This window comes from Terrabacter terrae (genome assembly GCF_039529575.1).
In the GTDB taxonomy this organism is placed as follows: Bacteria; Actinomycetota; Actinomycetes; order Actinomycetales; family Dermatophilaceae; genus Terrabacter; species Terrabacter terrae.
The window spans coordinates 13,207-27,133 of record NZ_BAAANB010000014.1 but is presented as its reverse complement, the minus strand read 5'-3'; the positions used below and the strand labels follow the sequence as shown (position 1 = coordinate 27,133).

At 71.2% G+C, this 13,927-nt stretch carries 14 protein-coding genes; all 14 read left to right on the top strand.

Annotated elements, in window-relative coordinates; all coding sequences use genetic code 11:
• Positions 1 to 51: 51 nt before the first annotated feature.
• The 14 genes from ABD194_RS08715 to ABD194_RS08650 all read left to right on the top strand — a co-directional run bounded on the left by ABD194_RS08715 (position 52) and on the right by ABD194_RS08650 (position 13,523).
• Positions 52 to 366 (top strand): thioredoxin family protein, encoded by a 315-nt coding sequence (locus tag ABD194_RS08715; protein WP_343990198.1) that lies wholly within the window; start codon positions 52 to 54, stop codon positions 364 to 366.
• Positions 363 to 1,715 carry a dihydrolipoyl dehydrogenase family protein gene (locus ABD194_RS08710; protein WP_343990195.1) on the top strand — a complete coding sequence of 451 codons (1,353 nt, stop codon included), beginning with the start codon at positions 363 to 365 and terminating at the stop codon, positions 1,713 to 1,715. Before ABD194_RS08715 ends, ABD194_RS08710 begins: the two co-directional genes overlap by 4 nt.
• A gap of 448 nt (positions 1,716 to 2,163) precedes the next feature.
• On the top strand, positions 2,164 to 2,538 hold the full coding sequence (locus ABD194_RS08705; RefSeq protein WP_343990192.1) for an ArsR/SmtB family transcription factor: 375 nt from the start codon (positions 2,164 to 2,166) through the stop codon (positions 2,536 to 2,538).
• A 41-nt stretch (positions 2,539 to 2,579) separates the two neighbouring features.
• A complete protein-coding gene (locus ABD194_RS08700; protein ID WP_343990189.1) occupies positions 2,580 to 3,332 on the top strand; it encodes a cation efflux transmembrane domain-containing protein in 753 nt (250 codons plus the stop codon).
• 205 nt (positions 3,333 to 3,537) lie between these two features.
• On the top strand, positions 3,538 to 3,669 hold the full coding sequence (locus ABD194_RS08695) for a hypothetical protein (RefSeq protein WP_343990186.1): 132 nt from the start codon (positions 3,538 to 3,540) through the stop codon (positions 3,667 to 3,669).
• Positions 3,670 to 3,987: 318 nt separating this feature from the next.
• A complete protein-coding gene (locus ABD194_RS08690) occupies positions 3,988 to 4,800 on the top strand; it encodes a hypothetical protein (RefSeq protein ID WP_343990183.1) in 813 nt (270 codons plus the stop codon).
• A 51-nt stretch (positions 4,801 to 4,851) separates the two neighbouring features.
• Complete coding sequence (locus ABD194_RS08685) at positions 4,852 to 5,073, top strand: hypothetical protein (RefSeq protein WP_343990180.1); 222 nt, start codon at positions 4,852 to 4,854, stop codon at positions 5,071 to 5,073.
• The gene (locus ABD194_RS08680; protein WP_343990178.1) at positions 5,070 to 5,909 is read left to right on the top strand and encodes a hypothetical protein; all 840 of its coding nucleotides are present in this window, start codon (positions 5,070 to 5,072) and stop codon (positions 5,907 to 5,909) included. The genes ABD194_RS08685 and ABD194_RS08680 overlap by 4 nt, the downstream gene beginning before the upstream one ends.
• A complete protein-coding gene (locus ABD194_RS08675; protein ID WP_343990176.1) occupies positions 5,906 to 6,217 on the top strand; it encodes a hypothetical protein in 312 nt (103 codons plus the stop codon). The genes ABD194_RS08680 and ABD194_RS08675 overlap by 4 nt, the downstream gene beginning before the upstream one ends.
• Before the next feature lie 65 nt (positions 6,218 to 6,282).
• Positions 6,283 to 7,287, top strand: coding sequence for a hypothetical protein (locus ABD194_RS08670; protein ID WP_343990174.1), 1,005 nt, complete (start codon positions 6,283 to 6,285; stop codon positions 7,285 to 7,287).
• The gene (locus ABD194_RS08665) at positions 7,284 to 8,732 is read left to right on the top strand and encodes a TrbL/VirB6 family protein (RefSeq protein ID WP_343990171.1); all 1,449 of its coding nucleotides are present in this window, start codon (positions 7,284 to 7,286) and stop codon (positions 8,730 to 8,732) included. Before ABD194_RS08670 ends, ABD194_RS08665 begins: the two co-directional genes overlap by 4 nt.
• Positions 8,733 to 8,747: 15 nt before the next feature.
• Entirely contained in the window at positions 8,748 to 10,295 is a 1,548-nt protein-coding gene (locus ABD194_RS08660; protein ID WP_343990168.1) for an SCO6880 family protein, read from the top strand.
• A 90-nt stretch (positions 10,296 to 10,385) separates the two neighbouring features.
• On the top strand, positions 10,386 to 11,867 hold the full coding sequence (locus tag ABD194_RS08655) for an ATP-binding protein (RefSeq protein WP_343990165.1): 1,482 nt from the start codon (positions 10,386 to 10,388) through the stop codon (positions 11,865 to 11,867).
• 12 nt (positions 11,868 to 11,879) lie between these two features.
• Positions 11,880 to 13,523 (top strand): peptidoglycan DD-metalloendopeptidase family protein, encoded by a 1,644-nt coding sequence (locus ABD194_RS08650; protein ID WP_343990162.1) that lies wholly within the window; start codon positions 11,880 to 11,882, stop codon positions 13,521 to 13,523.
• Positions 13,524 to 13,927 lie beyond the last annotated feature (404 nt).

The window sequence follows — 13,927 nt, the reverse complement described above, 5'->3', positions numbered from 1 at the left end:
TCGCCGTAAGGCTTGACCTTCTACCACGGTACAAGGTTTAGCGTCGCGGGCATGGACGTCTCCTTGTTGTACTTCGATAACTGCCCGAACTGGAAGGTGGCCGACCAGCGGCTTGCCGCGGTCGCTGCCCAGCGCCCCGATGTCGTGGTGACCCGTCAACGCGTCGAGACCGTGGAGGAAGCCGAGCGGCTCGGGTTCCACGGCTCGCCGAGCATCCTGGTCGACGGCGTCGATGTCTTCGCCGAACCTGGCGTCGGGGTCGGGTTGTCGTGCCGGGTCTACCGCACGCCCACCGGCCTGGAGGGCGCGCCCTCGATGGAGCAGCTCCGGGCAGCGCTCGGCGTGACCGGCGAGGGGGCGTCATGACCCGCGGCTACGACCTGGTCGTGATCGGCGCGGGGATGGCCGGCGTTGCGGCGGCGAATAAGTGCGCTGCCGCGGGATGGAGGGTCGCGATCGTCGACGCGCTGCCGTACGGCGGCACGTGCGCTCTGCGTGGGTGCGACCCGAAGAAGATCCTGCGGCGCGGTGCCGAGGTCATCGACAGCGCGCGGCTGATGCGCGGCAAGGGCATCGACGACACCGACCTGTCGATCAACTGGACCGACCTGGTCACGCACAAGCACGGGTTCACCGATCCGGTCCCGGGAAACATCGAGGTCGGCCTCTCCGGTCACGGGGTCGACACGCTGCATGGCCACGCCCGGTTCACCGGGCCCACCACGATCGCCATCGACGGCCGGCCCTGCGACGCTGCACACTTCCTGATCGCCACCGGCGCTCGTCCCCGGGCGCTGGACTTTCCCGGCCATGAGCACCTGCTCGATAGCACCGGGTTCATGGACCTGCCGGCGTTGCCGGAGCGGATCCTGTTCGTCGGGGGCGGCTTCATCTCGTTCGAGTTCGCTCACATCGCGGCACGTGCTGGAAGCGCGCCAGTCATCCTCGACCGTGGGCCGCGGCCGCTCAAGGCGTTCGACCCAGACCTCGTCGAGCTCCTCATCGGCCGAGGCGCCGACGTCGGGATCGAGCTGTGGCGCTCCACCACCGTAACCTCCATCGAGACGTCCGAGGCCGGCTATCAAGTCACCGTGGAACGCTCCGGACACCCCGAAACAGTGGAGTTCGACCTAGTCGTGCACGGCGCGGGCCGCACACCCGAGCTGGCCGGCCTGGACCTCGACGCTGCCGGGATTGACTGGGACGAGCATGGGGTGCAAGTGGCCGCTCACCTGCAGAGCACCAGCAACCCGGCGGTCTACGCCGCCGGGGACGCAGCCAACAGCCCCGGCATGCCGCTGACGCCGGTCGCGGTGTTCGAGGGCAAGGTCGCCGCCTCGAACATGCTCAAGGCCACCATGACCGTCCCGGACTACGCAGGCGTGCCCACGGCGGTCTTCACGATCCCGGAGCTCGCCCGGGTCGGGTTGCTCGAGCACGAGGCACTGGCCCACGGCGTCGACCTCGAGGTTCGCTGCCACGACACCAGCGGCTGGTACTCCAACTACCGCATCGGTGAAACCACCGCGGCCACCAAGATCCTTATCGACCGATCCACCGACCGGATCGTCGGCGCGCACCTTCTCGGCCCCGAGTACGGCGAACTCATCAACTTCCTCGGGCTCGCCAGGAAGCTTCAATTGACAACCCGACAGCTGAAATCCATGACCGCCGTCTACCCGACAGTCGGATCAGACCTCGGCTCGATCCTCTGACCCAGGATCGGACCCGACCCAGTGATGCACGTCCACGGTCGGAGCCGGTGGCAACAGATGACGCGCAGAATGACTCATCTCGACGTCGGGATTTGCCGCATCGACGTTGCGAGCGGCGCCACCCACGTCAAGGTCAGGGGTCGGATCGTCTGGCGGCGATATCGGGTCGGCCCCCGTCGGGACGCGCCTTCGAGCACTCAGCGGACGAGACTGACGTCCCCGGGCGGCTGCGGCGCGGGCTAGGTGACGCCATCAACTCTGGTGCCGCTGGCTGGATGACGGTGACGCTCAAGGCCGGCCGGAACGAGCTGCTGTGCAATGAGTCCAAGCAATACGCCGCCGGGATGTACGCCGAACTCGACGTGCGGTGAGCAGAACAGCGGCAGCAGGGCGGTTGCCGCGCCACACCAGGCAGAGCCACACGGACCTGAGGCGATAGCACCGTCATATGACGATGACAGGCGCGCAGGTCGATGACGTTCATTCGGTCGAGGCCGGTGCAGTGGAGGCGGCGGCCTATTTGTTCCACGGCTTCAGTGACCGGTCGCGGTTGACGATCCTGCAGCACCTAGCGCTCGGGGAGCATCGCGTGGTGGACCTGACCGGTCACCTGGGCCTGGCGCAATCGACCGTGAGCCGGCATCTGTCGTGCCTGCTGGACTGCGGGCTCGTCACGGTCAGGTCGCAAGGACGCGCCTCGGTGTACGCGTTGGCGCATCCGGAGGCGACCCTAGAGCTGATGGCGGCAGCCGAGCGGCTGCTGGGCCTCACCGGTGACGCGGTCAGCGAGTGCCCGCGGTACGGGAAGGCGGGGCAGTCGTGACGACAGACGCGTGCAGTACCCCAGGTCGTCCCTCGAGCCCGTTGACCGACGCACGACGCGCCCAGCTGGGACGCCGCGCGCAGCTGCTCGCCGGCGCGTCGGTCGCGTACAACCTCGTGGAGGCAGCCGTTGCGGTCGGCGCCGGCGCCGCAGCGTCCTCGGCGGCGCTGGTCGGGTTCGGGCTGGACTCGCTCGTCGAGGTCGGCAGCGGCCTGGTGATTCTCTGGCAGTTCCGCCACCCGATGCCCGAGAGCCGGGAGCAGCGGGCGTTGCGGCTCATTGCGCTCTCCTTCTTCGCCCTGGCGGCGTACGTGACGGTCGATTCTCTTCGGGCGCTGACCGGCGCCGGAGAGGCGAACCGTACCGGTCTGGGGATTGCGATCGCGGCGGCGTCGCTGGTGGTGATGCCGGTGCTGTCGCGGGCGCAGCGGCGCACCGGGCGCGAGCTCGGGTCGGGCAGCGTCGTCGCGGACTCGAAGCAGACACTGCTGTGCACGTACCTGTCCGGGGTGCTGCTGGCCGGGCTGCTCGCGAACGCCGTGCTCGGCTGGTCCTGGGCCGACCCGGTGGCCGCCCTGGTCATCGCTGCCGTCGCCGTCAGGGAAGGGATCGAGGCGTGGCAGGGCGAAACGTGCGGGTGCGCCCCGACCGGCGCCGGCGCATGTCCTGGCGCGCCAGAGGGCAGCGCCGAACGTTGCGTCGAGGACGGCTGCGGCGAGAGCCGAGAATCTGCGGGCGAGCCCGGCCAAAGCCGTCCGGTGGAGCGGCCGGGGAACGCGCGTCGTGGCGTTTGAGCCGAAGGCCCGCCCTAGGCTCTCGAGGTACGCCGCGGGCAGGTGGGCACTGGCCTGCCGGCGCAGGCTGAAACGGTCTAACCTCAGCTCACCCTGAAGCTTGAACTCGGGTGAGCGAAGACGTCCGCTATTGCCGCGGTCCGCGCGGGCCGCGACAGTCACGAGAGCATCTGGGCTCCCGGAGCGCATTTCGCAATATCCCAGCATGCCGGCGGAGACCTTCAAGTGGAGCTGCCGTAGCTGGATCCGATCTTCGGAGGGGTATGCGGTCCGCCTCATGGGCCGGCCCCGGCTCCAGTACTCGGATGAGTACGGCGACCTCGAGGTGTCCGCCTGACCGCATACCCAGCGAAGCCTCAGCAGCGAGCCACGGGCTGCGACCGGCGGGTGCGACGGCGTAGGGCTGGAGCCCCCTGACCTGGTGACGGGTTCCTCGGGCCTTCGCGAGGCTGCTTCGCGGTTACGCAGGGACCTCAGACCGCAATGCCAGCTGTTCTCAACTTTCTGGGGTACGTCGCATCGACGCAGGTCAGCGTGTTGTACCCCCCCTTGCCGAGGACGCGTACCCCCGCTGCGACGCTTCGAGTGGGTGACGTTCCCGGGGACGCCTGAGAGCGACCTTCCTGCCGTGTCTACACGGCGGAAGGAGCTCATGATGAGTGTCGCGACGCAGCTGGGTCTAGGTGACCCGGAGAGTGAGGTCCTGGCAACGGCTCGGCCTCGGTGGCCCGGTTGGGTGTCGGCCCACCCGGAGCTGGGCGTGGTGGAGGACCTGCTGGAGCTGCCGGCGTGGTTGCGGCAGGCAGACCGCGATGACGCCGACCTGGTGCTGTTGACGTTGGCGGAGCTGTCCTCGCCCGCGGGCGGTGACGACGTCGCCGCGACCGGGGTTCTGGCGTGGGTACTGCTTCCCGGCGTGGGTCTGCTGGCTGCCCGGATGTTCACGCTGACCCCGCGGATCGACCAGCTCCTGGCGGCCGCGTTGTGGATGGAGGCGCGGACCTTCCCCTGGCAACGAGGGCACCGGGTAGCGGCCAACATCCTCATGAACACCCGCAAGGCCGTGATGCGAGACCTCGGCGTTGGGGTGGCGGCGGACCCGACGTGGGCGCGGACCTTCCCGGTCGCGCCCTCCGAGAACATCTGGGAGGCCATGCCGGCAGAGGCCTCCGAGACTCCTTGGACCTCGGCGCAGCAGGAGCTCGCCGAGCTTCTGGAGTGGGCGTGCGCCGGCGGCGTCATCACCGACGAGGACAGGTCCCTGCTGCTCGACGTGGCGCAAGCGGCTGACCGGCAGCAGACCTCGCGGTCGGGGCGTGGTCACGCGGGGCTGCTCGGCAACGACGTCTCCGCCGAGGTCGCCGTGCGGCGGGGAGTCGCCGCCATTACGGTGCGCCGGCGCACCAGCCGCGCCATCCGCGCGCTGCGGGACGCGGTGGGTCTCACAGCCGCGAAGGTGCCGGCGTGACCGGTGACCGCCTGCCGGCACGGGCGGGCTTTAGGGGGCGAGGTGATGACAGTGACCGTGCGGGAAACCCTGACAGAGACAGACCCGAGAGACGCCGAGCGCCTGATGGACCTCGTCAGCACGGAGGTGGCGACGATCGACGAGCTCGCTGCGTGTGTCGAGCGGCTGCACGAGGTGCAACGCGCCAAGGTTGCGCTGTCACGGCTCGACTCGGCAGCCCAACGGCAGGTCCTCGACGCGCGCCGCAGGGCGTTCGATGGAGGAGCGTCGTGACCACCACCACCCCCGGCCCGCGCCGGGCGGTGAGCACCGACGAGCTGAAGCGGGCATGGCTTGCCGTTCAGGCCGGCCAGTTCCGCCGCGGCGGCCACCCCCGGCGCGTGACCTCGCGGGCGGCTGGCACGTCGACGTCCGAGGTTGGGTGGGAGCCGGCCGAGCCGGTCCTGCCGGTCATCGGTTGCCACGGCGGCGCCGGCGCCACCACCGTCGCTGTCGCAGTCGCGACTGCCGCTGGGGCCGCGCGGGTCATCGAGTGCGCCACGGCCACCGCCTCAGGCTTGGCGGCGGCAGCCACCGCGGAGCTCGGCCACACCAGCAGCTGGTCGGAGGGCCGCCGCGACCGGGTCCTGCTCGAGCGCATCACCGCGAATGTGGCCGGTCCGCAGGACGTACCACTGCCGACCGCGCCGACACGACCGGTGGGTCTGAGCGTCCTTGACGTCTCGTGGGAGCTGAGTGAGTTGCTGGCCGGGTCGTCCTGGCTGGCCGAGCAGGTTCGCCGCGCGGCCACGGTCATCGCGGTCACCTCGGCGACCGTGCCGGGCCTGCGCCGCCTCGAGGGGGCACTCGCCCTGCTCCAAAGCATGGAGGTGGTCGCGGGCGTGGTCGGGCCCAGGCGCGCGCGGTGGCCGCGCGGGATCGCCGCGACGTTGGGCCCGCGGACGCGGGAGCTGGACCTGCGCGGCCGGCTCGTCGAGATCCCGACCGACCCCGGGCTGGCCGCTCGAGGACTCGACTCCCAGCCCCTTCCGCCTGCGCTGCTCAGCGCGGCCGCCACCCTGCTCCGGCTCGCCCAGGCCGACACGCACGAGAAGGACCTCACATCATGAACGCCACCACCCCCCAGAACACATCGGGCGCGTATGCCGCCCTGCCGCACAAGGTGTGTCCGGTGGCCCCACCGGGCGCCCAGGTCTATGCCGACCAGCTCATGGGCTACGTCCTGTGGGGCGTCGGGATCCTCTTCACCCTCGGGATCGTCGTCGGCATCGGCGCCGTCGTCGGCGGCCGCATCTTCGGCATGCCGCACGCGAGCAAGGCCGGCGTCGTCGGCCTCGCGATGGTGTTCGTGGCCGTCATCGGCTACCTCATCCTCCCGGGGATCGTCAGCGCCATGACCGGCAACGGGTGCGTCTGATGCGACCCGCCATCCGACCTCCCGTTCGGACCGCTGGTCCACTCGTGGACCACTCCAACCGGCCCATGATCGGCACCGGGTGGGACCGGCGACGGCTGCTGACTGTTCTCGCGGGCGGTGTGATGGCTGCGCTCGTCTTCCTCGTCGGCTTGGGTTTCGCGCTCTACTACGCACTCGGCTCCCTCGGCGCCACCGCGCCACCATCCTCATCCCCACAAACCACACGGGAAACGCGCGGGGCCGAGATGCCGGGCGATGGCGGCCGCGACGTACCGGCCGGCTCCGCGCGGGGGCAGGCGTACCGCGACGGTGTCGCCGCCGCGCCGATGCTCACGGTCGGCCCGGACAGTGCTCGTCGCGGTGTCCCCTCGGCCCGCCCCGCCCCAATGCTGCTCGTGCCGGCGGCGACGCGGACCGGCCCTGCGGACGTCCCGACCGGTTTCCCGCGGACCCCGGCGGGGGCGGTGGCTCAGCTCGCGGCGATCGAATCGGCCGCGTTCCAGGGCATGTCCATTCCGCAGGTCAACGACGTCCACCGCTGGTGGACCCGCGCTGGGGCCGTCGGGGTGGCTGACTGGCCCCTCACCCGCAACGTCCTGGCCTTCCTCGCCGCCGCGCGTCAAGGGCAGAGCAAGGACCTCGCGGTGACGGTCACGGTCACCCCGGTCGCCGGGATGGTCAAGGGCGTCGACGGTGACGACTGGGTGCTCGCCTGCGTCCTGCTCGACGTGCAGGCCGTCATCACGACCGACGCGCGGATCGCCTACGGCCACTGCGAACGCATGCAATGGACCCACGGGACCGATCGCACACGCGCCGACGACACCGGCGGAGCGGGAAATGCCGGGGGAGCGGGAAATGCCGGGGGAGCGGCGGGCCGGTGGATGATCGCGCCCGGACCAAGCCCAGCACCGGCGCCTTCCACGTGGCCCGGCACCGACCTGGCCATCCGCGCGGGCTGGCGGACCTGGGTCGACGTCGGAATCGACCCCGACACTGGTCCTTCACCTAACGCGGCCCCTGGGGCTCCACCCGCTGCCGGGGTGGCTGCCGGAAATGCGGGGTCATGAGCATGCTCAACCCGTTCTCCTACCTCGCGTCGGCGGCGGGGAAGGTCATCGCCGACGGCTGGACGGCCGCGATGCTCGGCCTCTGGAACGCCGGCCTGTGGCTGCTCAAGCTCGTCCTGGGCATCGTCGACCACTTCACCACCCCGGACCTGAGCGAGGGCGGCCCCGCCGGGTCGCTCTACCGGGTGACGTTCTGGATCGGCATGAGCCTCATGCTGATCCTCACGGTGGCACAGCTCGGGATTGCCGCGTTCCGCAGAGACGGCCGCTCCGTCGGGCAGGTGCTCGTCGGCACCGGCCAGTTCCTGCTCGTGTGGTTCGCCTGGATCGGCTACGGCATCGCGGTCCTCGCCGCCTGCGGCGGCCTGACCAAGGCCCTCATGACCACGCTGCTCCATGTCGACAGCTGGTCACAGTTCAGCCCGTTGGGCACCCAGCTCGACGTCGCCGACATCTCCGACGGCACCGTCGCCACCGTTCTAGGGCTGATGGGCATCGTGCTGGTCTTCGCCGCGATCGGGCACCTGCTCGTCCTGCTGACCCGCGCCGGTGCGTTGATGGTCCTGGCCGCGACCACACCCATCTCCGCAGCGGGCTTGTCCTCCGACTTCGGGCGCAGCTGGTTCTGGAAGAGCTTCCGCTGGTTCCACGCCGCCGCGTTCACCCCGGTCCTGATGGTCCTCGTCCTCGGCGTTGGTGTGCAGATGACCTCCGGGGTCGCCACCGGGATGACGGACGACCTGCAGAAGGCCATCGGCACCGCGGTGCCCGGCGTCATTCTCATCTGCATCGGCTGCGCGAGCCCGCTGGCCTTGTTCAAGCTGCTCGCGTTCACCGACCCGGGCACCTCCTCCGGCGCCGCCCTGCGCGCCGGGATGGCCGCCCAAGGCGGCCTGAGCGGAGTCCTCGCCGGCAAGAACAGCGCAGGCGACTCCACCTCGGCCGCCGCGTCGAGCACGGACGAGCACGGACGCTCCCAGGCCGAGGGCGCCGGCGAGAGCTCCACCAATAGCCGCTTTAGTGGTCTCGCAGCGGCGGGGCTGGGTTTGGTCGCGACCGTCGGCGCCAGGGGAGCGGCGATGGGCGCGGACCTGACCAACCAGATGGGCGTCGGGGACTCCAGCTACGTCCCGGACTTCAGCACCGACCGTCGCAACAACCAGCAGCGCCACCAGCGACGTGACGACGACAACCCGGAGATCAACGGCGCCGACAGCAACGGCAGTGGCGGCACGGACGGCGGCGCGCCTCCCTCGTTCCCCAGCACACCGTCCATGCCCCCCACGCCGTCGGGCACCGGACCGGATGCGGCCGCGCTCCCCGGCGGCGGGGACGGCGGCATACCTGCGGGTGCTGCGGGTGCTGCGGGTGCTGCTGGTGGAGCCGGCGCGGCGGGCGCGGGCGGAGCGGCTGCCGCCAGCGCTGTGCCCGTCGTCCCGGCATAAGAGAGGAATCGCATCATGGGAGTCATCTACTCCGACTACTCCAGGGCCCGGATCGGGTGGTTCTTCGGCCTGTCCGGGTGGCAGCTGACCACGGTCGCGCTGACGTTCCTACCGATCGCCTGGGCGATACAGCAGGCGGCGTGGGCGTCCGTGGCCCTCTTCACACTGCTGTGGGCGGTCATCGTGCTAGTCACGGTGACACCGGTCCGGGGCCGGTCCGCCACCGGGTGGATCCTCGCCTCTCTGTCGTTCGCCGTCGGGGGCCTCGCCGGGTGGACCCGATTCCGCTTGAAAGCCTCCACAGGAGAAGCGGACTCGCTGGCGGAGCCGGACCTGCCCGGGGTCTTGCAGGGCGTCCGGATCCACGACGGACCGCCGCGTGGCGCCACGTTCACGAGGGCCGCGATCATCCAGGACCACCGCTGCCGGACGTGGGCGCTGACTGCGTCGGTGACCCACCCCGGCATCGGCCTGGCCGAGCTCGACCAGCGCGAACGACTGGGGGCCGGTTTGGGGGAGCTGCTCGACCTCGCCGCCAGGACCGAGCTGGTCGACGCGGTCGTGTTTCTGGTCCGGACGGTCCCGGAGGACGGCGCCGAACGGGACCAGTGGATCGCCCGGCACCGCCGCGACACCGGCCCGCTCGTGTCCCGCGGGGTCAACGACGAGCTGCAGGCGAACCTCACCCGGGCCAGCGTCCGGACCGAGGCGTTCGTCACCTTCGTCGTCCCCGAGGGCCGGCTCGGCCGGGAGGCCAAGGAGTCCGGCGGCGGCCTCGACGGCCGGGCCCGGGTCCTATACAGCCTCGCCGACGAGCTCGAGGCGCAGCTACGCGGTGGGATGGGGATGACCAGCGTGGCTTGGCTCACCAGCCCGGAGCTGGCCTTGGCCTGCCGCACCGGCTTCGCGCCCGGTGACCGGGCCGGGATCATCGACGCCCTCGCCGGCCGCGACGCAGAAACCGACACCAGCGCCACCCCTCAAAGCAACCCGGCGACGCATGTAGCGATCAATGCGGACGTGCCGTGGGCGATGGCCGGGCCGTCGTGGGCGGACCCGGCCGTGCGGCACTACAGCCACGACGCGTGGAACTCGGTCTCCTCGACGGTGAAGCTGCCTGTCCGGGGTGCCGCGATGGGAGCCCTCGCGCCCGCGCTGACCCCGACGGCGCCGGGGGAGCGGCGCTCCTTCATGGTCTGCTACCCGATCCTGACCCAGTCCGTCGCGGACCGGCAGAGCGCCACGAGCGAGTGGGCCGCTGACATCGGCGACGAGCTGCGGCACCGGGCCAAGGTCAAGAAGCGGGCCAAGGCGAGCGACGAGAGCGAGAAGGTGCGTCGCCTCGACGCGAAGCTGGCCCGCGGCAACAGCCTCACCCGGCCGTATGCCGTCGTGACCGTCACAGTGCCCAAGACCGCCCGGGTCTCCGCGTTCGGGCGCGACCTGGACGCATCTGTGCGACGGGCCGGCTTCGCCCCGCTACGCCTCGACCTCGCCCAGGACGTCGCGTTCGCCGCGTCGACGGTCCCGCTCGGGGTCAGCCTCACCCGGAAAGCCGACTGAAGGGGCCCGATGGACGTGCGCGCTGCACGCAAAGGCCGCACGGATCCTGGGGGTGACAGGACGGGGGACGGCGGTGTTGAGGGTCGGGATGTGTCCCGTCTCCTGTCGGACTTCGGCCACGAGCTGCCCTCCGCCCCGCCCGCCCCGCACGCGCCCAAGGACGGTCGGCTGTTCCGGCACGTGCCACGGCGCGGTGCCCGCCGACCCGGCCGCGGGTGGGCGTCGGGGTCGGCGCCGGTCTCGACGTGGCGGATGACGTCCGAGCAGGCCCCGGTGTTCTGGCCGTTCATCTCCACCCCCGGACTTCCGCCGACCGGGGCGCAGATGGGGATCGACCTGCTCTCCGGCGGATCGTTCTACGCAGACCCGCTCGGCTGGGTCCTCGACGACACCGTCCCGGTCACGAACCCCAACATCTTCAGCCTCGGCAAACCCGGCCGCGGCAAGTCCGCCACGACCAAGGCGTTCTGCCTGCGGATGATGGACTTCGGCTACCGCGTCCTCGTCCTGGGCGACCCGAAGGACGAGTACGAGCCGCTCTGCCGGTTCCTCGGCGTGCAGCCGTTCGCGATCGGCCACGGCCTGCCGGCGCGGATCAACCCGCTCGCGTTCGGTCCGCTGATCACCGGCTGGGATCGGCTCAGCGCCGAGGCCGCGCAAGGCCGCGCGGCGATCGTCTTCGCCCGCTGGCTGACCCTCGTCCGGGGCCTCGTCGGCTCCCAACGCATCGGCGAACGGCGGGTGCCGTTCGGGCCCACCGAGGAGGTCGTCGTCAAGGCCGCCCTGGCGCACCTGACCGGTTACGCCCACGGCAACACCCGGATGCGGGAGACGACCATCCCGCACCTGTGGCGTCTGCTCGACGCCCCGACGAGCGAGCTCGTCGCGCAGTGCCGGTACGCCGACGAACGCCACTTCCTCGACGACACCCGGATGCTGCGGGACGCGCTCGGGCAGCTCGTCTCCGGAGCGCTGGCCGGCCTCTTCGATGACCACACGACCATCCAGGTGGACTGGGCCGCGCCGATCCAGTCGCTGAGCCTGTCCCGGCTCGAACCCCTCGGCGACGAGGCCGTCGGCATCGCGCTGACCTGCCTCAACTCGTGGGGCCGCGGGATGCGCGAGCTTGCAGCCCCCGGGGACGTGCGGGTCGTGGTCCGCGACGAGTCGTGGAAGCAGCTGCGTCTCGGCCCCGAGGCCGTCAAGAGCTTCGACGCGGACCTGCGCCTGTCCCGACGCGACGGCGACGTCCAGTTCGCGATTGCCCACAAACCCTCGGACCTGCTCTCCGCCGGCGACAGCGGCTCGCAGGCCGTCGCGATCGCCAAGGACCTGCTGCACCTGGCCGACATCAAGATCCTGCACGGGCAGGACCGGGCCGTCGCGGCCGAGCTCGAGACGATGCTCGGCCTGGGCCCGATCGCCCGCGACCTCGTCACCGGCTGGGCGATGCAGGGCAAGGGCCGCGCCCTGTGGTGCGTCGGCGACCAGCACTACAAGGTCGCCACCGTCCTGCACCCCGTCGAACGGCAGCTCACATTCACCAACCAAGCCCTCGAAGCAGCGGGCTGAAAGGCACTGGCAATGAGGAAGATTGCCGCCATCCTGCTGCCGCTGGTCCTACTGGCCTGCATCCCCATCGCAGCCGCCCTGCTGGTGATGGCGGTCGCCGGCCCGGCAGCGGGGGAGCAGCTGCGGACCGTCGCGTGCGGCACTGGCGTCCCGGCGACGGGGGAGTGGCGGCCACCGTTCACCCAGTCCTACACCGTCAGCAGGCGCGGGTTCGGCCGCGAGTTCCACCCCGTCCACCTGCGCTGGGCACACCACTCCGGGCAGGACCTCGTCTCCCAGCCCGGCCCCGGCCCCGTGGTCGCGATCGGCCCCGGACGGGTCAGCTACGCCGGGGTCTCCCCGGGCGGCTACGGCAACTACGTCGACGTCGAGCACGCCGACGGCGTCACCAGCCGGTACGCCCACCTCGCCCGGATCGACGTCCGGGCCGGACAGCCCGTCACGGCGGGCGCGCGGCTCGGCGTCGAGGGCAGCACCGGCACCAGCACCGGCAACCACCTGCACCTCGAGATCCTCGTGCGCGGGGTCGCGACCGACCCCGTCCCCTGGATGCTCGCGCACGGCGCACCCCTCAACGGTCACGCCGTGACAGCCAGCCCCACGGGGCCTAGCGAAGGCAGCGGCCCGGCGACCGGGGCCGCGGGAGACACCGGCGCCACGGCCACGGCGGCGGCGATGCAGGTGGCGGTGGAGGGGGTGATGGAGGGCGGGATCGGGTTCGAGCTTCCCCCGCCCGGCAACCCGCGGCAGGCCTCGCTGCACAACCCACCCCTACCGATACCCGACAAGGTGAAGACGCTCTACCAGGCCGCGGCCGGCAGGTATGCGATCCCGTGGACGCTGCTCGCCGGCATTGGCATGGAGGAGACCGGGCACGGGCGAACCACCGCCACCTCGAGCGCCGGAGCGCAAGGGCTCATGCAGTTCATGCCGGCCACGTTCGCGGCGGTGGGCGTCGACGGCGACGGCGACGGTCTCGCCGACATCGGCAACGACGCCGACAGCATCACCTCCGCCGCGAACTACCTCGTGCGTTCCGGCGTCACTGACGGCCCGGACGGGGTCGTCAAGGCCCTGTACGCGTACAACCACGCCACCTGGTACGTCAACGACGTCCTGCACTACGCCCAGGCCTACGGCGGCGGGGTCGTTCTCGGCGACCCGACCGGCTGCCACGCCCCGACTGGCAACGGCAGCGGTGGCGGTGATCCGGCCCTGCCTGCCCTGACCAGCAATCGGGTGCGGCAGCTGCTGCAGTGGGCCGGGAGCCAGGCCGGAGACGCCTACGTTATGGGCGGGAACGGCCCCGACGCGTGGGACTGCTCCTCCCTCGTCCAGGCGGCGTTCGCCCGGATCGGGATCAGCATGCCCCGCACCGCCGGGGCCCAGCGGGCCTGGCTGGCCAGGGGCAACGGCTTCCGCGTCCAGCCCGGGACGGAGCGGCCCGGCGACCTCATCTTCTGGGACTCCTACCTCGGCCCGTCACGCATCGGGCACGTCATGCTCGTGTGGAACCCCGCGACCCGGACCACCATCGAGGCCCGCTCGAGATCCCTCGGGGTCGGGCACCTCTCCTACGCCGCCGGGCCGAGCCACCACATCTTCGAGATCTGGCGGGTCGGCAACATGGCCGACCAGCCGACCGTTACCCGGTGACTGTAGTGACTCATGTGACCCAGATGAGCGACGTCCCCGCCGAATCGGCCGACGACCCCGAGCAGGCCACACCGTGCGAGCTGCTCCGCGACCTCGCGCGGGAGGCCGCCCCGGCGGACTTTGGTCGGGGTGCTGGTGCGGCTGTCACCGAGGAGGACGTCAAGCCAGAGGAACTCGACCCTTCCGACCCGGCGTTCCACTGGCACAGCGTCGTTCGGGCTCGCGGGTGGGCGCAGCCCACGCTCGACGGCAGCAACGGGGGGAGGACGCGGCGGCTTGGCTGTGGCGCCACAGACGCCTCCACGAGAACCCTGCACACCCGTCCCACCCCTCGATCGTCGGGATGGGCGGCGGCGGTGAACGCCCACCCGGGTCCACGCGGCTTTGGTCGGTGAAGGAGGCAC